This is a genomic window from Gandjariella thermophila, assembly GCF_005405885.1.
In the GTDB taxonomy this organism is placed as follows: Bacteria; Actinomycetota; Actinomycetes; order Mycobacteriales; family Pseudonocardiaceae; genus Gandjariella; species Gandjariella thermophila.
In genome coordinates, this window is the sequence record NZ_BJFL01000007.1 from 124,306 (window position 1) to 143,271 (window position 18,966).

An 18,966-nucleotide genomic window follows, 5' to 3' on the forward strand; every position below is an offset into this window, starting at 1 on the left:
GGGCCTGGCGGCCTGAGCGCGCGCCCTGGTCGTTTCGAGTGCCGCGGCTCGACACCGAGCTACTCATGCCTTGGCTCCGATCCACAGGGTCACGCCGACCAGCGCGGCGATACCCACGATGAACGCGATCAGGCCCTCCGAGACCGGGCCGATGCCACCCAGCGCGTTGCCACCCGGGTTGTTCTTGCCGTCGGTCACCGACTTGATGTACGCGATGATGTCCTTCTTCTCCTCGGGGGAGAGCTGCCGGTCGGAGAACTTCGGCATGTTCTCCGGCCCGCTCAGCATCGCGGTGTAGACCTGCGACGGGGTGGCCTGGTCCAGGTCTGGCGCGAACTTGCCGGAGGACAGCGCACCACCGCGGCCGGTGAAGTTGTGGCAGGAGGCGCAGTTGAGCCGGAACAGCTCGCCACCCCGGGCCGGGTCGCCACCGACCAGCGCGGCGTCCGACTCGTCCGGCTTCTGCGGACCGCCGCCGTGCGCCTGGACGTAGGCCATCAGGGCGTCGATCTCCTCCGGCGACAGCTTCGGCGGCTTGCGGTCGGCCTGCGCGGACTGCGCGGCCAGCGGCATCCGGCCGGTGGAGGTCTGGAAGTACACCGCCGCGCTACCCACACCGATCAGGCTCGGGCCGCGGTCCTGCACGCCCTGCAGGTTGGCCCCGTGACAGGTGATGCAGGTGTTGTTGTAGACCTGCTCACCCTGCCGAATCAGGGCCGGGTCGTCGGCCGCCCGCGCGGTCTGCGGCGTGGGGGTCAGCACGCTGTACAGCGCCCCGGCGCCCACCAGGGCCACACCGAGTGCGAGCAGTCCGGAGATCCGCCGGCGAAGCTTGGAGCGCGAGCGGGTTCGGCGCCGTCCCGGCGAACCGCCGGACGCGGCCGACGTGGCTGTTCCCGCGCCCGCTTCCGCGGCAGCGACATCCGCTCCCGCGGCGGCGGAATTCCTCTTCGTGGTCATGTGTACGGCAACCCTTGCTGTCAGTTCCAGCCGTGCTGTTAGGCAAACCTCACTTGAGCAGTTCGACGCAGGCGAACAGCCCGATCCACACGATGTCGACGAAGTGCCAGTAGTAGGACACGACGATCGCCGAGGTGGCCTGGGCCGGCGTGAACTTACTCAGCTTGGTCCTGATCATCAGGATGACGAACGCCACCAGACCACCGATCACGTGCAACCCGTGGAAGCCGGTGGCGAGGTAGAACACCGAGCCCCACGCCGACGACGAGATCGTCGTCTCGTGCCACTCGACCAGCTGGTAGTACTCACCGGCCTGGCCAGCGATGAAGATCAGACCCATGATCAGGGTGATCGTGTACCACCGGCGGAGCCCGAACACGTCACCCCGCTCGGCGCAGAACACACCCCACTGGCAGGTGAAGGACGACGCCACCAGGATGATCGTGAACGGAAGCGCGTACGGAATGTTGAGGTGCGCCGGTGGCGGTGGCCACTCCGGTGCGGAGTTCTGGGCCTTCACCGTGAAGAACATGGCGAAGAGACCCGCGAAGAACATCAGCTCACTGGACAGCCAGACAATCGTGCCGACGCTGACCATGTTGGGCCGGTTCAGCGAGTGCACGCGCTGGCTGATGGAGGGCGCTGCCGTGGTCACGCGACGCATTATGACTTGCAGGTAATCGGCCCGCCCGATCGGGTCCGCCCCAGGTCCGGCCGGGGTTGCGTAGGTCACACACGGTGAGACCAGCCCCTGCCTGACCAGGACCGCCGCCGGGCCGCGCCGGGCGGGTGCGCCGCCCTCGCCGCCGCGCGAACGGGACAGGACCGGCGGCCGCGCGACCGGGGCGGGACCGGACGCGCTGGCCCGCCGACGCCGCGGGGCCGGCCGACCACCAGCGGGATAGCATCGAGCCGGCCGATGCCCGTCCATGCCACCTCGCGGGAGGACCAGCGCAGATGAGCACGCAGACCAGCAAGATCCTGGTGTTCAGCCACCGTCCCGAGGTGCGCGAGGCGATCATCACGGCGGTCGGCCGGCGGCCCGCCCCGGACCTGGGCCGGGTGAGCTACCTGGAGGCCGGCACCGTGGCCGACGTGCTGTACGAGGTCGACCAGGGCGGCGTCGACCTGCTGATCCTGGACGGCGAGGCGCAGCCCACCGGTGGCCTGGGCCTGGCCCGGCAGTTCAAGAACGAGATCATCGACTGCCCGCCGATCGTCGTCGCGGTGCGCCGCAGGGACGACCGCTGGCTGGCCACCTGGTCGCAGGCGGACGCCGTGCTGGTGCACCCGCTGGACCCGCTGGCCGCCGCGGAGACCGTGGCCGAGGTGCTGCGCGCCCGGCGGCTGCCAGCCGTACACGGCTGAACCCGATGACCGGTCACCGAGACGAAACTCACTCCTGGTCCGCGCTGTTCGGCCGGCTGGTCACCGGGCACGACCTGTCCGCCGAGGAGACCGCCTGGGCGATGGACCAGGTGATGTCCGGCGTGGCGACGCCGGCGCAGGTCGGCGCGTTCGCCGTGGCGCTGCGGGCCAAGGGCGAGACGGCCGCCGAGATCCTGGGGATGGCGGAGGCGATGCTCGCGCACGCGCAGCGGGTGGACGTGGCCGGTCGCGCGGTCGACGTCGTCGGCACCGGCGGGGATGCGGCCGGCACGGTGAACATCTCCACGATGGCCGCCCTAGTGGTGGCCGCCGCCGGGGTGCCGGTGGTGAAGCACGGCAACCGCGCGGCATCGTCCAAGTCGGGCGCGGCCGACGTGCTGGAGGCGCTGGGCATCGCGGTGGACCTGCCCGGCCCCGCGGTGCGGCGCTGCGTCACCGAGTTGGGCATTGGATTCTGCTTCGCCCCCGTCTACCACCCGGCGTTGCGGCACACCGCGGGACCGCGCCGGGAGATCGGCATCCGCACCGTCTTCAACTTCCTCGGCCCGCTGACCAACCCGGCGCAGCCGGTGGCTGGGCTGATCGGCTGCGCCGACCGGCGGATGGCGCCGGTGATGGCCGAGGTGTTCGCCCGGCGCGGGGCCAGCGTGCTGCTGGTCCGCGGGGACGACGGGCTCGACGAGCTGACCACCACCACGACCAGCTCGGTGTGGGTGGTCAGCGGCGGCGCCGTCCGCGAGGACCGGATCGACCCCGCGGCGCTGGACGTCCGCCCGGCCCGGCCGGAGGACCTGCGCGGCGGCGACCCGGAGCACAACGCGCGGGTGGTGCGCGACCTGGTGGCCGGGCAGCCGGGCCCGGTGCGGGACGCGGTGCTGCTCAACGCGGCGGGCGCGGTGGCCGCCTACCGCGGGCTGTCCGGCGACCTCACCGAGGACATGCGGGCCGGGATGCGCGCGGTGGCGGACGCCGTCGACTCCGGCGCCGCCGCGGAGTTGCTGCAGCGGTGGGCGGCGCTGTCCACCAAGCTCCGCACCGAGCACTCCTGACTCCGACTCACGCGTTCAGCACGCCGTCGATGCGGCCGCGGTGGTCGCCGAGGATCTTGCCCGCCTCGGTGCCCAGCACGCCCTCCAGCACGGTCGCGTAGACGTCCCGGAAGTCGGTGGTCTCCTTGAGGTCGCCGCCCCCCAGGTCGGTCAGGCTGGGCTGCTCGCCGTAGAAGCCGCCGCGCACGCCCTGGCCGAGCAGGAACACCGGGCCGGCCGTGCCGTGGTCGGTGCCCTGGCTGGCGTTGGCCCGCACCCGCCGGCCGAACTCCGAGTACACCAGCACCACCACCTGCCTGCCCCGGTCGCCGCGGCCCATCCGGTCGACGAACCCGGCCAGCGCACCGTCCAGCTCGGTGAGCAGCCGTTCCTGGGTGCCGCGCTCGTCGGCGTGCGTGTCGAAGCCGCCGAGGGACACCGAGTACGCCCTGGTCGGCACGCCGGCCTCGACCAGGCCGGCGACCAGGTCGAGCTGGGCGGCCAGCGCACCCCGCGTCCGCTGCTGGCCCGCCTTCGCAGCGGAGGCCTTCCCTCCGGTCGCGCCGCCCAGCACGTGCGCCGCGTTCTGCAGGTCGGCCAGTGACTTCGCCGCCCTGGCCTGCAGCGTGCCCTCACCCGGCTGCGGGCTGCCAAGACCGGCGAAGGCCACGCCGAGCTGGCCCTTGGGCAGTTGCAGGCCGCCGGCGGGCAGCGAGCCGCCCGCGGCGCGCTCACCGGCCAGCAGCGGCGGCAGTACCGGCTCCACGGACACCGCGCGCAGCGGGTCGTCCCCGGTGGCATCCAGCCAGCGGCCCAGCCAGCCGGTGGTCTGCGCGGAGCCCGGCGAGGCGGTCTGCCAGATGGCCATGGACCGGAAGTGGCTATGGTCCGGCTGCGGGTAGCCGACACCGCGCACCACGGCGAGCTGCTTCGCGTCCCACAGCCGCTTGAGCCCCTTCATGCCCGGGTTGAGCCCGAGGCCCTCGCCCAGGTCGAGCACCTCCTGCGGCTGGTAGGCCAGGTGCGGGCGGGCGTCCTGGTAGGCGTGGTCGGCGGCCGGGACCACCGTGTTCAGCCCGTCGTTGCCGCCGTAGAGGGTGACCACGACGAGCACGCCGGCGTCCGGGCGCAGCGGGTCGCGGTGCGCCGCGGACAGCAGGTCGGACCAGTTCAGCCGGGTGGCGCCAGCGGCGATCGCCCCGGCGGCGACGACCCCGGAGGCGGTCAGGAAGCGGCGGCGAGTGATGGTGTCCACGTCCGGGGTGCTCCTATCCGCTGACGACGTACTCGGGGGCGCAGGCCGCGACGGCGAGCAGTTGCCGGGGATCGCCGGTGACCCGGCGCAGCGCCTCGGTGGTGCGCTGGCCGAAGGCGTCCACGCCGAGCAGCGCCCGCGCCGCGTCGATCCGCCCGGCCGGCGGCGCCGAGGCCACCGCGGTGACGTCCCCGTGCTGGACGAGCAACTGGGCGAGGTGCAGCCGGGCCAGCCCGGCCGAGGTGGTCAGCCAGGCGGCGCCGCCCGGCCACCCGCCGACCGACGGCGGCTGGAACGGCACCTGGCCGAGCCCGCGCAGCCCGGCGAGCAGCTGGTTGCCGGCCTGCTCGGGCAGCTCGGCCGGCCGCACCCGCAACGCCCGCATCAGGCCGACCGCCCACTCCACCGGCTGCTTGACCAGGGCGGTCGCCGGCTCGCGGAAGGCCGGCTCGGCGGCCACCGCACGGAGCAGCCCGCGGATGTCCCGGCCGGCGCCGTAGCCGGCGACCAGCCGGTCCAGGGTGCCGGCGGGCGGCGGATCGGCGGACACCAGCCGATACCAGATCCGGCCGGCCACGAACCGGGCCGACTCCGGCCGGTTCAGCAGCAGGTCGACCAGGGAGTTCGCGTCCAGGTTGCCGGTCACGCCGAGCACCGTCTTGGTGCCGCCGTCGTGCCGCCGGGGCACCGGGCTGGCGGTCATCGCCTGCCGGTCCACCCGCCAGCCGGTCAGCGCCCTGGCCGCCTCCCGCACGTCGGTCTCGGTGTAGTGGCCGATGCCGAGGGTGAACAGTTCCATGAACTCGCGGGCGAGGTTCTCGTTGGCCGCGCCGGCGGTGTTCTGCTGGCCGTCCAACCAGATCAACATGGCCGGGTCGGCGATCATCGCCCTGGCCAGGCTGGTGAAGTCACCGCCACCGAGCCGGCGCATGGTCTGGTTCTGCTTGAGCATCAGCCGGACGCTGCGCACCTTCTGCACGCTGGTGGCGAAGTGGCCGTGCCAGAACCAGGTGAGTCGCTCGGCCAGCGGCGCGTCCGCGGCGACCATCCGGTCCAGCCACCAGACGGTGAGCCGGCGCTCCTGGTCCCGCAGCGCGGCCTGGGTCCGCTGCCTGGCCGCCTGGTCCTGCGTCGCGGTCCCCGGCCGGTAGGGCTCGTCACCGAGGTCGGGCGGCGGGGTGGCCCGCGCGCCCGCGTCCGTCGCGGGTGCGCCCGGGTCGAGCAGCGCGGCCAGCGTCGCGTCGAAACCCCTGGCCGCGGCCGCGTCCAGTTCCCCGGGCCGGGGGCCGAAGCCGAACCGGTCGAGCAACCGGCGCACCGCGGCGCGCTCGTCAAGCGTTGGCACGCCGACGATGATGACCATGCCGGGGCGGCGGCGGCAGCATTCCCGGCCGCACCTTCAGCAACGTTTCAGCGCCGGCCCGGAAAACGCGTCAGTGCTTGTTCCTGAACGCGCGCCGCGATCGCGTCGCCGGGGCGCGATCGGGACCCGGCACTCCGGTCGCGCCTGACCAGGCGCCCCGCCCCCGCGATCGCGGGGCTTCGCCCTGGCGCGTTCCCATACTCGTCACCGCAGGATCGGTCCAGTTCCGGAACAGACTGTCAGCGGGCCGGTCGGGCGGATTCAGCCATGCCCGATCGACCCGCTGAGCAGGGAAACGTCAGTCGTGCCGGGGGCCGATGTGGTACTCGAACACCAGGCCAGCCGCCATGAACAGCACCAGCACCACGGCGATGACGATGAGCCACACGTAGAAGAAGGCGAACGCCACACCGGCGATCGCGGCCGCGGCGGCCAGGCCGATCGGCCAGTAGCTGCCCGGGCTGAAGAAGCCCAGCTCGCCGGCGCCGTCGCTGACCTCCGCGTCCGGGTTGTCCTCGGGACGCTCCTGCACGCGGCGCGCCACGAACCGGAAGTAGGTGCCGATGATCAGGGAGAGGCCGCCGGTGAGGGTCAGCCCGACGATCCCGACCGGCTCCTTGGCCCACAGCGCGTAGAGCACCGCCGCGGCAAAGAAGAAGATCGTCAGGAGCTCGAAGATGCGCGCCTCGGTCTTCATTGCTGTCCTCGCTCTCGCCGTCCCGTCCGCACTACCGCGCCCGTGGTCATCCGGTCGCCGAACGCGCGGTGCGGTCGGTGTTGAACGGCTGGGTGGTGACCGCGTGCGGCGTGCAGAGCTGACCGCAGTTCATCGCGGCGAGCGCCTCGGCGGCCGTGTAGGGCTGACCCGTCTGCGGGTTGATCTGGGTACGTAGCTGCATGTACCGGTCGAACAGCTCCGGGCTCAGCGCGCGGACCTCGAAGTTCATCGCCGAGTGGTAGGTGCCGCACAGCTCGGCGCACCGGCCGACGAACGAACCCTGCCGGTCGATGGAGTTCTCGAAGGACGCGTCCTGGTTGTTCTTCTCCGGGTCCGGGAAGACGTCCCGCTTGAAGTTGAAGTCCGGCACGAAGAACGAGTGGATGACGTCGGTGGAGCGCAGGTTGTAGCGGATCGTCTTGCTCGTCGGCAGCACCAGCAGCGGAATCTCGCTGCTCGAACCCACCGTGCTGACCTGGTGGCCGTCCGGCGTCTTGTAGTCCGGGTAATCGAACTCCCAGTTCCACTGGAACGCCGTGACGTTCACATTCACGTCCGGCTTGGCAGTCTTCGACGTCACGTAGTTCTCGGTGGTGGCGGTGAAGTAGAAGAGCACCGCGATGATGGCGAACGGGATGATCGTGTAGACGATCTCCAGCGGCAGGTTGTACTGCGTCTGCCGGGGCAGTTCCTCGCTCTTCTTGCGGTGGAACGCGACGGCCCAGAGCATCAGGCCCCACACGATCGCGCCGACGACCAACGCCGCCACCGCGGACCAGGTCCACAGTTCGCGCATCTTGTCGGCCTGCGGGGTGACACCCTCCGGCCAACCGAACCTCAGGACCTCATCGCTGGAGCAGCCCGTGGCCGCGATGCCGACCAGGCCCACCAGCCCGACGACCTTGGCCAGCCGCACTGCCCGGGTGCCCTCCTTCAGGCCCACTGCTCGACGCCTCCTCGTGACTGCTCGATCGACCTCTCGCCACGGCCCCCGGCCGCGCGCAAGCCGCTGCTGACGAGCGGTGACGGCACCCCGTCCAAGTCATGCGGGAGCGTAGCCCAGCACGGCGACGCACGCTGTCAGGGGGTGATCCGGCAGTGGCGCGGATTACGTCACACGCCCGCCGGTCCCCCGCCCGCGTCGGGCCCGGCCGGCGGCGGGCGGCGCGCCGATCGCCGTGGCAGGCATACTGGCCCCCCGGAGAGCTCCCGCGTCGTGGGGTTGCCCGCGCGCGGCTTCCGTACCGACGTGACGATGCGAGACGAGAGGTGCGCGAGAGGCGTGTGCGGCCTGCTTGGACTGGTTTGCCCTAGCGAGAACGACGCACAGGCCGCCCGTGCGGCCGTGGCGGGCGCGCTGCGCTGTCAGCGCCACCGCGGTCCGGACGAGAGCGGCACCTGGCAGGGCGGCGCGGCCGTCTTCGGCTTCAACCGGCTGTCCATCATCGACCTGGAGCGCTCGCACCAGCCGCTGCACTGGGGGCCGCCGGGTGCCGAGCAGCGCTACACGATCCTGTTCAACGGGGAGATCTACAACTACCTCGAGCTGCGCGCGGAGCTGACCGAACGGTACGGCGCCCGGTTCGCCACCGACGGCGACACCGAGGCGATCGTGGCGGCCTACCATCACCTCGGGCCGTCCATGGTGGGCCGGCTGCGCGGCATGTTCGCGTTCCTCATCTGGGACAGCGAGCGCGGGGTGCTCTTCGGCGCGCGCGATCCGTTCGGCATCAAGCCGCTGTTCTACGCGGCCGGGCCGCGCGGGGTGGCGTTCTCCAGCGAGAAGAAGAGCCTGCTGGAGCTGGGCCCGACGCTGGGTATCACACCCGGGCTGGACCGCACCGCGCTGCAGCACTACCTGGTGCTGCAGTACGTGCCGGAGCCGGAGACCCTGCACACCTCGGTGCGCCGGATCGAGTCGGGCACGTCGTTCACCCTGGCCCCGGGCGGCGCGCTGACCACCGAGCGGTACTTCCCGGCCACCTTCCGTCCCCGGCCGGTGCCCACCGAGGCGGACGCGAACCGGCTGTACCGGGAGATCGCCGACGTGCTGCGCGACTCGGTGGCCAAGCACATGCGCGCGGACGTCACCGTGGGCGCGTTCCTCTCCGGCGGCATCGACTCCACCGCGATCGCCGCGCTGGCCAAGCAGCACAACCCGGACCTGATCACCTTCACCACCGGGTTCGAGCGGCCCGGCTACTCCGAGGTGGACGTGGCCGCCGAGACGGCCGCCGCGATCGGCGTCAAACACGTGGTCCGCACGGTGTCGGCGCAGGAGATGATGGAGTCGCTGCCGCTGATCGTCTGGTACCTGGACGACCCGGTCGCCGACCCCGCGCTGGTGCCCCTGTGGTTCATCGCCCGGGAGGCCCGCCAGCACGTCAAGGTGGTGCTCTCCGGCGAGGGCAGCGACGAACTCTTCGGCGGCTACACCATCTACCGTGAGCCGCTGTCGCTGGCGCCGTTCGAGAAGGTGCCGGGCAGCCTGCGCAAGGCGATGGGCCGGGTGTCCACCCGCATCCCGGAGGGGGTGCGCGGCAAGGACCTGCTCCGCCGCGGCGCGCTCACCCTGGAGCAGCGCTACTACGGCAACGCCCGCATCTTCCGCGACGACCAGCTCAGCCAGGTGCTGCGCACGTTCAACCCGCACGTGTCGCACATGGACGTCACCGCGCAGCCCTACCGGGAGTCCTCCGGCTGGGACCCGGTGACCCGGATGCAGCACGTCGACCTGTTCACCTGGCTGCGCGGCGACATCCTGGTCAAGGCCGACAAGATGACCATGGCCAACTCGCTGGAACTGCGGGTGCCGTTTCTGGACCCGGAGGTGTTCCGGGTGGCCGCGCAGATCCCCTCGGAGCAGAAACTCACCCGGGAGACCACCAAGTACGCGCTGCGTCAGGCGCTGCGCGAGATCGTCCCGCCGCACGTGCTGAACCGCCGCAAGCTCGGGTTCCCGGTGCCCATCCGGGACTGGCTCAAGGACGAGATGCACGACTGGGCGCGGGGCATCGTGCAGCAGTCGCAGACCGACGCGCTGCTGGACAAGGCGGGCGTGCTGCGGCTGCTCGAGGAGCACCGCTCGGGCGTGCTCGACCACAGCCGCCGGATCTGGGCGCTGCTGGTGTTCATGCTCTGGCACGGGATCTTCGTGGAGCAGCGGATCCGCCCGCACGTGCCCGAGCCGCTCTACCCGGTCAAGGTCTGAGGTCGCCGCCGGGCTGGCTGGAGTGACCCGGCCAGCCCGGCGGTGGTGGTCAGCCGGGCAGGATGGTCGCGATCTCGTCGGCGGCGTCCGGGCCGAACGCGCCGGCCAGCCGGGACAGCGCCACCTCGCGGTCGAAGGTCCACTCCTGGGTGCCGATGGTCTCCAGCACCAGCACCGCGATCAGCGAGCCGAGCTGGGCGGCCCGGTCCAGCCCGAGGCCGCGGCTGCGCGCGGCGAGGAACCCGGCGCGGAACCCGTCGCCGACCCCGGTCGGGTCCGCCTTGGCGTTCTCCGGCACCGCGGGCACCTGCAGCGGCTCGACCTCCCGGCCGACGATCTCCACGCCCTTCGCGCCCACCGTGGTAACCCGCATGCCGACCCGGTCCAGCACGTCCTGCTCGGTCCAGCCGGTCTTGCGCAGCAGCAGGCCCCACTCGTAGTCGTTGGTGAACAGGTAGTCGGCGCCCTCGACGAAGGCCCGCACCTGCTCGCCATCCATCCTCGCCAGTTGCTGGGACGGGTCGACGGCGAACGGGTAGCCGCGCTCCCGGCACTCGCTCGCGTGCCGAAGCATCGCCTCCGGGTCGTTCGGGCTGATCATCACCAGGTCCAGCGGGCCGGTCCGGTCCGCCAGGGGAGCCAACTCGATCAGTCGGGCCTCGGCCATCGCCCCCGCGTAGAACGAGGCGATCTGGCACATGTCGTCGTCGGTGGTGCAGACGAACCGGGCGGTGTGTGCCACCTCGGAGACGTGCACCCCGGAGCAGTCCACGCCGTGCCGGGACAGCCACGACCGGTAGTCGTCGAAGTCGGTGCCCACCGCGCCCACCAGCACCGGGCGACAGCCGAGCACGCCCATGCCGAACGCGATGTTCGCGCCGATCCCGCCTCGGCGGACCACCAGGTCGTCCACCAGGAAGCTCAGCGAGAGCCGGTTCAGCGACTCGGCCACGAACTGCTCGGCGAAGCGACCCGGAAAGTGCATCAGATGGTCGGTCGCGATGCTTCCGGTGACGGCGACGGGCACGGGGCCCTCCCCTCCTGGTGGTCTGGCTGCCTCGGTGACCGCCTTCGAGCATGGCAGCGGCCGGTGGCGGCGCGCTCGACGTGCCAGCCAGCCGCGTCCCCGGGAGATCACTCTTCCGGGTGGTACGGCGGACCGATCACGCACACTACCGGCTGGTAGGGGTGTGTGGGCCGGAAACGGAAACCTACCGTCGACGGATGAGCACCGAGGACGCCGAGACCCTGACCGAGTTGATCAGGGACTGCGCCGACATCCCACGCCCGCCGCGCCCCGCGGCCAGCCAGGCGCACCGCACCGCGGACCCGTGGCGGGTGGACAGCGCGTGCACCGCCCAGGTCGAGACCATGGACGACTACGGGACCTGATCCCCGTCCGGACAGCACGCGGGGCCGCGACCGGATGCCGGTCGCGGCCCCTCTCGTACGTGGCCTAGTGGAAGGAGTCGCCGCAGGCGCAGGAGCCGCCGGCGTTCGGGTTGTCGATCGTGAAGCCCTGCTTCTCGATCGTGTCCACGAAGTCGATGGTGGCTCCGTCGAGGTACGGCGCGCTCATCCGGTCGACGACCAGCTTGAGCCCGTTAAACTCCCGGAAGGCGTCGCCGTCGAGCGTGCGCTCGTCGAAGAACAGCTGGTAGCGCAGGCCGGCGCAACCACCGGGCTGGACGGCGATGCGCAGGTGCATGTCGTCGCGGCCCTCCTGGTCGAGCAGCGCCTTGGCCTTCGCGGCAGCCGCATCGGTCAACGTGACGCCGTGCGTCGGCACATCGGTCTGTGCTTCCTGGACGGTCATCGCTCTCCTTTTCCGCGATCTTGCGCCAGACTGCACCAGCGCGCGCCGTGGTCACCTCGCGTAGCGCGGCCCCACCCGGTCATAGAACTCCTCGAGGTCCCGCTGCGCCGGGTACGCACGGTGCAACACGGCGTGGACCCGGTTTGTTCCTGACGTCCATGGTGGCACAGCGCGGCGCGACTGCCCACGTGACGCGGGACCCCGCCGGCCGGCGGAGGGCGTCACGCGCTGGCCGGCCGGGACCACTGGCTGGCCACGTGCCGGGCGAGCGCGGCGAGCGTGCCGGCCGGGTCGGCGAACGCGGCCGCCACCGAGCCGGCGTGCTCGGCGACCGAGTAGGCGGCCTCCACGCCGACCGCGGCCGCCTCCCGGCGACCTACGCTGACCTGCCCGGACAGCACCAGGCAGGGCACCCCGCGCTCGGCCGCGCCGCGGGCCACCGCGGTGATCAGCTTGCCGCGCAGCGACTGCCAGTCGAAGCTGCCCTCCCCGGTGACGGCCAGGTCGGCGACGTCCAGGGCGGCGTCCAGCCCGGTGAGCCGGCGCACGATGCCGGCGCCGGAGACCCGGCTGGCGCCGAGCGCGAGCAGCCCGGCGCCCAGGCCGCCGGCCGCACCGGCCCCGGTCTCGTGACGCACGTCACGTCCGGTGGCCTCGGCGAGGACGTCGGCGAACCGGGTGAGGCCGGCCTCCAGCCGCACCACCGCGTCCGGGTCGGCGCCCTTCTGCGGGCCGAACACCCGCGCCGCGCCGTGCTCGCCGAGCAGCGGGTTCTCCACGTCGGACGCGGCCACCAGGCGCATCGGCCGGTTCGATCCGGGCCGGGCGAGCCGCGCCCGGCCGGCCAGTCCGGCGCAGCGGGCCAGCGCGGAGCCGCCCGGCGGCAGCTCGCGGCCGCCCGCGTCGACGGGCGCGGCGTCGAGCGCGGCGAGCATGCCGGCGCCACCGTCCGTGCTCGCCGAGCCGCCCAGGCCGATCACGGCGGTGTGCATGCCGGCGTCCCTGGCCGCGGCGATCAACTCGCCCACGCCGCGGGTCCCGGCCCGCTCGGCGGCGGCCACGGGCGGGCGCCCGGTGCCGTCCCGGACCAGGTGCAGCCCGCACGCCTGGGCGCACTCCAGGTACGCGGTACCCTCGTGCTCCAACCACTCGGCGGAGACCGGCTCACCCAGCGGGCCCGTCACCGTGCGGCGGTGCGTGGTGCCGCCCAGCGCGACCCGCAGCACCTCGACGAATCCGGGGCCGCCGTCGGCCAGCGGGCGGAGCATCAGCGTGTCCTGCGGCGCGGTCGCGCGCCAACCGGCCGCGATCGCCTCGGCGGCCTGGCGTGCGGTCAGCGTGCCGCCGAAACAGTCCGGTGCCACCAGTACTCGCACGGCCGGAGCCTACAGCGGAACGTGCGGAGGTCGGCCGGTCCGCGGGTTCGCCAGGGACCACTCGGACCGCTGACGGCACTGACCTACTCTTTAGCGCGTGAGGTTCCTGCGCCGCAACGCCAAGGAGACCGCCGAGACCGCCGATGAGGGCGCGGCGGAGGTGATGTCCGCCGCCGAGCAGAACTCCAGCACGGCCAGGACACGCACCACCGGCAAGGGCCGGCCGACGCCGAAGCGGCGCGAGGCCGAGCGGCGCCGCCGCGGCCCGGTGCCGCCCCCGCCGCGCACCCAGCGGGAGGCCATGCGGCGGATGCGCGGCAACAAGGAGGAACGCCGCAGGGCGGCGGCCGAGCGCCGGGAACGGATGATGGCCGGCGACGACCGGTACCTCATGCCCCGGGACCGCGGCCCGGTCCGGGCCTACGTGCGGGACCTGGTGGACTCGCGGCGCAACCTGATGGGCTTCTTCATGCCGCTGGCCATCGTGGTCTTCCTCGCGTTGCTGGTGCCCTCGGTGCGGGTGCAGCAGTACGCCACGCTGTTCTGCACGGTGATGCTGGCCCTGATGATCATCGAGGGCCTGGTGCTCGGCATGATCGTGACCCGGCGGGTCCGGGCGAAGTTCCCGAACGCCACCGATCGCGGGCTGTCCCTGGGCTGGTATGCCTTCGTCCGCGCCAGCCAGGTCCGGCGGCTGCGGGTGCCCCGGCCAAGGGTGCGGGTCGGCGAGCGGCCCGCCTGATCGTCGCCCGGGACCCTGGAGCACACTCCAGGTAGTTAGCAAGGCGAAACATAACCGTTAAGCTCGGCCGCATGGAGTTCCGTCGTCTCGGCCGCAGCGGCCTATCGATCAGCGAGATTTCCTACGGCAACTGGATCACGCACGGCTCCCAGGTGGAGGAGGAGCAGGCCCGGGCATGCGTGCGGGCCGCGCTCGACGCCGGCATCACCACGTTCGACACCGCCGACGTCTACGCCGAGACCCGCGCCGAGTCCGTGCTGGGCCGCGCGCTCGCCGGCGAGCGGCGGGAGGGGCTGGAGATCTTCACCAAGGTGTTCTGGCCGACCGGTCCCGGCCCGAACGACCGCGGCCTGTCGCGCAAGCACATCATCGAGTCCTGCCACGCCTCGCTGCGCCGGCTGCGGACCGACTACATCGACCTCTACCAGGCGCACCGGTTCGACCGGACGGTGCCACTGGAAGAGACCATGCTCGCCTTCGCCGACCTGGTGCGCCAGGGCAAGGTGCTCTACGTCGGCGTCTCCGAGTGGACCGCGGAGGAGATCACCCGAGGTGCGGCGATCGCCCGCGAGCTGAACGTGCCGTTCATCTCCAACCAGCCGCAGTACTCGATGCTGTGGCGGGTGATCGAGTCGCAGGTGATCCCGGCCTGCGAGCGGGAAGGGATTAGCCAGATCGTCTGGTCGCCGATCGCGCAGGGCGTGTTGACCGGCAAGTACCGGCCGGGCGAGCAGCCGCCCGCCGGCTCCCGCGCCACCGACGAAAGCGGCAGCAACTTCGTCAGCCGGTTCCTCCGCGACGAGGTGCTGGAGCGGGTACAGCGGCTGCGGCCGGTCGCCGACGACTGCGGGCTTTCCATGGCCCAGCTCGCGGTGGCCTGGGTGCTGCAGAACCCCAACGTGGCCTCGGCCATCATCGGCGCCTCCCGGCCCGAGCAGGTCACCGAGAACGTCAAGGCCGCCGGCGTGCGCCTGGAATCCGACGTGCTCGACCGGATCGATGAGGTGCTCGGCGACATCGTCGAGCGCGACCCGCGGCGCACCGTCTCGCCCTGACCGCGCTGCCGCTTGCGAGCGGGCCCGTGCGGACAGCGCGCGGGCCCGCTCGCTCGTCCGGGTCGACCCGGTCACCCCGACGCGCCACGGTGGCGGCTTCGCGTTGCCGGGCCCGGTGCGCGCGGCTGGACTCGATCGCGTCCAGCGAAGCACCGTGGGGAGCACCACCATGCACACCGGCCTTCGCCGCGCCATGGGCGCGGCCGCACTCGCCGCCGGACTTGCCGCCGGAATCGTCACCGCCGTCCCCGGAGCCGGGCACGCCGCCACGGCCGCCTGGGTGCCGTGCGGCGACACCGCCGCGCTGGTCGCCGCCATCGAGGCGGCGAACGACGTCGGCGGAGGCATGATCTGGCTCGCCCCACGGTGCACCTACCGCCTCACCGCACCGGCCGCGGTGGAGCACGGGCCGAGCGGGCTGCCGGTGATCGGCGGCCGGGTGTGGATCAGCGGGTTCCGCAGCACCATCACCAGGCCCGCCGGCACGCCGCTCTTCCGGATCGCCGAGGTGGCGCCGTTCGGCGACCTCACCCTGTCCGGCGTCACGGTGAGCGGCGGCGTGGCCTCAGCCGGCCCGCCCGGCGCCGACCTGGGCGGCGGCATCCTCAACCACGGTCATCTCACCCTGATCAGCGCCAGGGTGCTGGGCAACACGGCTCGCCAGGGCGGCGGCATCGCCGACGAGGGCGGCACCGCGGAACTGGACGGCACCGAGGTGGCCGGCAACAACGCGGTGGCCGACGGCGGCGGGATTCACCAGCACTTCGGGGCGCTGTCCGTGCTGCGCGGCGCGGTGGACCGCAACGTCGCCGGCCTCGACGGCGGCGGCATCGCCGTGGTCGGCGGGACGGCGCTGCTGCGGCACAGCAGCGCGATCGGCAACATCGCCGGCGGCCAGGGCGGCGGCCTTCGGGTCGACGACGGCGTGGTGCAACTAGACGACAGCCGGGTGACGCGCAACGCCAGCGCAAGCGACTGCTTCCCGGCGGAGGAGATTCCCGGCTGCGCCTGACGACTCGGCGCGAGCCGCGACGCTCAGCGCGGTTCGGCCGGGCGCAGGCTCATCGGGCCGTACACCTCGGCGTCGGTGTGCAGCAGGGTGACCTGCTCGACCCCGGACTCGAGCAGTCCCGCCCAGTTGATGCCGAGCCAGTCCTCCGCGTCGGTCTGGTCGTCGAAGACCAGGTCCGGACCGGTGACGTCACGGCCGGACGCGTCCTGGTACCGCCACCGGTAGCTCACCGAACCGCCTCTCCCTCCGCGACGTCCCACGACCGTGATCGGGTCGCCACCACACGCCTCCGATCGCCCTTAAGGCAACCGCTCGGGCATCGACCGGCGAGAAAGGTAACGTTGCGCGGCCGACTCTGTCACCCGGACAGCGCAGCGCGGGAGGAGAGTGTGACGCGACGAACGCTGGTCCTCGGCGGGGCACGCTCGGGCAAGTCCGCACACGCCGAGGGTCTGCTCCCGGCCGACGAACCGGTCAGTTACGTGGCCACCGGGCGGCGCGACCCGGACGACCCGGAGTGGTCGGCGCGGATCGCCGCGCATGCCGAGCGGCGCCCGCCGGTGTGGCACACCCTCGAGGCCTCATCGCCGAGCGAACTGCCCGCGCTGCTCGCCGCCGCGGCGCACGGGGACGAACCTCTGCTGGTCGATGACCTGGCTACCTGGCTCACCGGCGTGCTGGACGACGTGGCCGCGTGGGACGGCGACGGCGAGGCGCTGGCCGCCGCCCGGGAACACTGCGACGTGCTGCTCGCCGCGGTCGCCGGCTGCCGGGCCCGGCTGGTGCTGGTGTCCGCCGAAGTCGGCCTGGGCGTTGTGCCGCCGACCCGTTCTGGCAGGCTCTTCCGGGACTCGCTCGGCTCGTTGAACGCGCGGCTGGCCGAGGTGTGCGACGAGGTGCTGCTGCTGGTCGCCGGCATCCCGCTGCGGCTGCGGTGACCGGCGGGACGAGCCCCGAACGACAACTTCCCACACGCGGCCGCGCACGGCCGCGTGCCGACCCCGGAGGTGATGGGTGACCGCCAACAGCGTCGACGGAGACGTCACGTTCCCGGCCGTCGAGGCGCCCGACGAGGAGGTCCGCCGGCAGGCGGTGGCCCGGCACGAGCGGCTGACCAAGCCGGCCGGATCGCTGGGCCGGCTGGAGGAGTTGGGCATCTGGGTGGCCGCCTGCCAGGGCGCGTGCCCGCCCCGGCCGTTCACCCGGCCCCGGGTGGTGGTCTTCGCGGGCGACCACGGCATCGCCGCGCACGGCGTCTCCGCCTACCCCAGCGAGGTCACCGGCCAGATGGTGGCGAACTTCCTCACCGGGGGCGCCGCGGTGAACGTGCTCGCGTCCGCGGCGGGCGCCACCGTGCGCGTGGTGGACATCTCGGTGAACGCGGACACCCCGGAGCGGGTCGCCGGCTTCAAGGTGCGCCGCGGGTCCGGCTCCATCGACCGCGAGGACGCCCTCACCGACGCCGAGGTGCGGGCGGCGATCACCGCGGGCCGGCGGATCGTCGACGAGGAGGTCGACGGCGGCGCGGACCTGCTGGTGGCCGGCGACATGGGGATCGGCAACACCACCCCGTCCTCGGTGCTGATCGCCACGCTGACCGGGGCGGAGCCGGTGGCCGTGGTGGGCAGGGGCACCGGCGTGGACGACAACGGCTGGATGCGCAAGACCGCGGCGATCCGGGACGCGCTGCGCCGCGCCCGCAAGGTCAGCGGCGACCCGGTGGCGCTGCTGCGCACCGCCGGCGGGGCGGACATCGCCGCGATCGCCGGGTTCCTCGCCCAGGCGGCGGTGCGGCGGACCCCGGTGGTGCTGGACGGTGTGGTGGCCGGCGCCGCGGCCGCGGTGGCCGAGGAGATGGCCCCGGGGGCGCGTCGGTGGTGGGTGGCCGGGCACCGCTCCGCCGAGCCGGCGCACGCCATGGCGCTCGACCACCTCCGCCTGGAGCCGCTGCTGGACCTGGGCATGCGGCTGGGCGAGGGCTCCGGCGCGGTGGCCGCGCTGCCGCTGGTGGTGATGGCCGCACGGGTGCTCGCGGAGATGGCCACCTTCGACGACGCCGGCGTGTCGGGCCCGGCGTGACGGTTCCCGCGGCCAGGGCGCTGGACGGACTGCGGCTGGCGGTGTCCTGGCTGACCGTGGTACCGGTGCGGGCCGGCACGGTGGACGCGGCCGCCTGCCGCCGCGCGATCCTGCTCGCCCCGGTGGTGGGCGCGCTGCTCGGCGCGGCCGGCGCCGGCCTGCTGGCCGGGCTGCTCGCGCTGGGCGCGCCGGCGCTGCTGGCCGGGCTGCTGGTGGTGGGCGCGCTGGCGCTGCTCACCCGCGGGATGCACGTGGACGGGCTCGCCGACACCGCGGACGGGCTGGGCTGCTACGGGCCGCCGGAGCGGGCGCTGGCGGTGATGCGGGACGGCGGCGCCGGGCCGTTCGCGGTGGTCACGCTGATCGTGGTGCTCGGCGTGCAGGCGAGCGCGCTGGCCGCGCTGGGCGCCGCCGGGCGGTGGGGTGCGGTGGTGCTCGCCGCCGCGGCCGGGCGGGCGGCGTTCGCCTGGTGCTGCCGGCGCGGCATGCCGGCGGCCCGGCCGGACGGGATGGGTGCCCTGGTGGCCGGCTCGCAGCCGGTGTCGGTGCCGGTGCTGTGGTGGCTGGTGCTGGCCGGCGGCGGGGTGCTGGCCGTGCCGGGCCGGCCGTGGCTGGGCCCGCTCGGCGTGGCGGCATCCGCCGCGGTGGTGGCGCTGCTGGCCGGGCATACCCGCCGCCGGCTCGGCGGGATCACCGGCGACGTGCTGGGCGCCGCGAGCGAGGTGGCCACCACGGTGGTGCTCGCGGTGTGTGCGCTGACCGGCTAACGCTGTCCACAGTGGACAAGCGAGGGTGACGGCGGTGGGCCGGAATGTGACCCACCGCCGTCACCGGGAACTCAGTGCTTGTTCCGGAACGCGCGCCGCGCTCGCGTCGCCGGGGCGCGACCGGGACATGACACTCCGGTTATTCCTGATGGGGCGCCCCGCCCCCGCGATCGCGGGGCTTCGCCCTGGCGCGTT

The 18,966-nt window shown here is 73.2% G+C and carries 20 protein-coding genes; 10 read left to right on the forward strand and 10 right to left on the reverse strand.

Features of this window, described 5'->3' with window-relative positions; translation table 11 throughout:
* Window positions 1–63 precede the first annotated feature (63 nt).
* The gene (gene qcrC, locus FFT21_RS09970) at window positions 64–960 is read right to left on the reverse strand and encodes a cytochrome bc1 complex diheme cytochrome c subunit (protein WP_137813509.1); all 897 of its coding nucleotides are present in this window, start codon (window positions 958–960) and stop codon (window positions 64–66) included.
* Between the two features lie 49 nt (window positions 961–1,009).
* Entirely contained in the window at window positions 1,010–1,624 is a 615-nt protein-coding gene (gene ctaE, locus FFT21_RS09975) for an aa3-type cytochrome oxidase subunit III (protein WP_137813510.1), read from the reverse strand.
* 293 nt (window positions 1,625–1,917) lie between these two features.
* Here ctaE and FFT21_RS09980 point away from each other — a divergent pair, with 293 nt between their 5' ends.
* Together FFT21_RS09980 and trpD are read left to right on the forward strand one after the other, a co-directional pair.
* Window positions 1,918–2,328 (forward strand): hypothetical protein, encoded by a 411-nt coding sequence (locus tag FFT21_RS09980; RefSeq protein ID WP_137813511.1) that lies wholly within the window; start codon window positions 1,918–1,920, stop codon window positions 2,326–2,328.
* 5 nt (window positions 2,329–2,333) lie between these two features.
* Entirely contained in the window at window positions 2,334–3,398 is a 1,065-nt protein-coding gene (trpD, locus tag FFT21_RS09985; protein ID WP_137813512.1) for an anthranilate phosphoribosyltransferase, read from the forward strand.
* Window positions 3,399–3,405: 7 nt separating this feature from the next.
* On the opposite strand, the gene FFT21_RS09990 is transcribed toward trpD, so the two are convergent.
* From FFT21_RS09990 to ctaC, 4 genes are all read right to left on the reverse strand, one after another.
* Window positions 3,406–4,632, reverse strand: coding sequence for a DUF1501 domain-containing protein (locus FFT21_RS09990; RefSeq protein ID WP_137813513.1), 1,227 nt, complete (start codon window positions 4,630–4,632; stop codon window positions 3,406–3,408).
* A 13-nt stretch (window positions 4,633–4,645) separates the two neighbouring features.
* Window positions 4,646–5,977, reverse strand: a complete 1,332-nt coding sequence (locus FFT21_RS09995) for a DUF1800 domain-containing protein (protein ID WP_192909458.1) — start codon at window positions 5,975–5,977, stop codon at window positions 4,646–4,648.
* Between the two features lie 316 nt (window positions 5,978–6,293).
* Complete coding sequence (locus tag FFT21_RS10000; RefSeq protein WP_137813515.1) at window positions 6,294–6,692, reverse strand: cytochrome c oxidase subunit 4; 399 nt, start codon at window positions 6,690–6,692, stop codon at window positions 6,294–6,296.
* A gap of 46 nt (window positions 6,693–6,738) precedes the next feature.
* A complete protein-coding gene (gene ctaC, locus FFT21_RS10005; protein ID WP_137813516.1) occupies window positions 6,739–7,656 on the reverse strand; it encodes an aa3-type cytochrome oxidase subunit II in 918 nt (305 codons plus the stop codon).
* A 339-nt stretch (window positions 7,657–7,995) separates the two neighbouring features.
* Here ctaC and asnB point away from each other — a divergent pair, with 339 nt between their 5' ends.
* Complete coding sequence (asnB, locus tag FFT21_RS10010) at window positions 7,996–9,924, forward strand: asparagine synthase (glutamine-hydrolyzing) (RefSeq protein WP_137813517.1); 1,929 nt, start codon at window positions 7,996–7,998, stop codon at window positions 9,922–9,924.
* 49 nt (window positions 9,925–9,973) lie between these two features.
* Here the strand turns inward: asnB and FFT21_RS10015 are convergent, their stop codons facing one another.
* A complete protein-coding gene (locus FFT21_RS10015; protein WP_137813604.1) occupies window positions 9,974–10,909 on the reverse strand; it encodes a carbohydrate kinase family protein in 936 nt (311 codons plus the stop codon).
* Between the two features lie 239 nt (window positions 10,910–11,148).
* On the opposite strand from FFT21_RS10015, the gene FFT21_RS29115 reads away from it, so the two are divergent.
* A complete protein-coding gene (locus FFT21_RS29115; RefSeq protein ID WP_192909459.1) occupies window positions 11,149–11,316 on the forward strand; it encodes a hypothetical protein in 168 nt (55 codons plus the stop codon).
* Between the two features lie 64 nt (window positions 11,317–11,380).
* Here the strand turns inward: FFT21_RS29115 and FFT21_RS10020 are convergent, their stop codons facing one another.
* Window positions 11,381–11,740, reverse strand: coding sequence for a HesB/IscA family protein (locus tag FFT21_RS10020; RefSeq protein WP_137813518.1), 360 nt, complete (start codon window positions 11,738–11,740; stop codon window positions 11,381–11,383).
* Window positions 11,741–11,961: 221 nt separating this feature from the next.
* The gene (locus FFT21_RS10025) at window positions 11,962–13,116 is read right to left on the reverse strand and encodes a glycerate kinase family protein (RefSeq protein WP_137813519.1); all 1,155 of its coding nucleotides are present in this window, start codon (window positions 13,114–13,116) and stop codon (window positions 11,962–11,964) included.
* A 97-nt stretch (window positions 13,117–13,213) separates the two neighbouring features.
* Between FFT21_RS10025 and FFT21_RS10030 the strand changes: the two genes are divergently transcribed.
* The 3 genes from FFT21_RS10030 (at window position 13,214) to FFT21_RS10040 (ending at window position 15,925) form a co-directional block, all read left to right on the forward strand.
* Window positions 13,214–13,858, forward strand: coding sequence for a DUF3043 domain-containing protein (locus FFT21_RS10030; protein WP_137813520.1), 645 nt, complete (start codon window positions 13,214–13,216; stop codon window positions 13,856–13,858).
* A 71-nt stretch (window positions 13,859–13,929) separates the two neighbouring features.
* Window positions 13,930–14,913 carry an aldo/keto reductase family protein gene (locus tag FFT21_RS10035; protein WP_137813521.1) on the forward strand — a complete coding sequence of 328 codons (984 nt, stop codon included), beginning with the start codon at window positions 13,930–13,932 and terminating at the stop codon, window positions 14,911–14,913.
* A 169-nt stretch (window positions 14,914–15,082) separates the two neighbouring features.
* A complete protein-coding gene (locus tag FFT21_RS10040; protein WP_137813522.1) occupies window positions 15,083–15,925 on the forward strand; it encodes a right-handed parallel beta-helix repeat-containing protein in 843 nt (280 codons plus the stop codon).
* A gap of 23 nt (window positions 15,926–15,948) precedes the next feature.
* On the opposite strand, the gene FFT21_RS10045 is transcribed toward FFT21_RS10040, so the two are convergent.
* The gene (locus tag FFT21_RS10045) at window positions 15,949–16,155 is read right to left on the reverse strand and encodes a hypothetical protein (RefSeq protein ID WP_137813523.1); all 207 of its coding nucleotides are present in this window, start codon (window positions 16,153–16,155) and stop codon (window positions 15,949–15,951) included.
* 159 nt (window positions 16,156–16,314) lie between these two features.
* On the opposite strand from FFT21_RS10045, the gene cobU reads away from it, so the two are divergent.
* The 3 genes from cobU (at window position 16,315) to cobS (ending at window position 18,771) form a co-directional block, all read left to right on the forward strand.
* On the forward strand, window positions 16,315–16,863 hold the full coding sequence (gene cobU / locus FFT21_RS10050) for a bifunctional adenosylcobinamide kinase/adenosylcobinamide-phosphate guanylyltransferase (RefSeq protein WP_137813524.1): 549 nt from the start codon (window positions 16,315–16,317) through the stop codon (window positions 16,861–16,863).
* 76 nt (window positions 16,864–16,939) lie between these two features.
* Window positions 16,940–18,004, forward strand: coding sequence for a nicotinate-nucleotide--dimethylbenzimidazole phosphoribosyltransferase (gene cobT, locus FFT21_RS10055; RefSeq protein ID WP_137813525.1), 1,065 nt, complete (start codon window positions 16,940–16,942; stop codon window positions 18,002–18,004).
* Window positions 18,001–18,771, forward strand: coding sequence for an adenosylcobinamide-GDP ribazoletransferase (cobS, locus tag FFT21_RS10060; protein WP_225978264.1), 771 nt, complete (start codon window positions 18,001–18,003; stop codon window positions 18,769–18,771). The genes cobT and cobS overlap by 4 nt, the downstream gene beginning before the upstream one ends.
* Window positions 18,772–18,966: the final 195 nt, after the last annotated feature.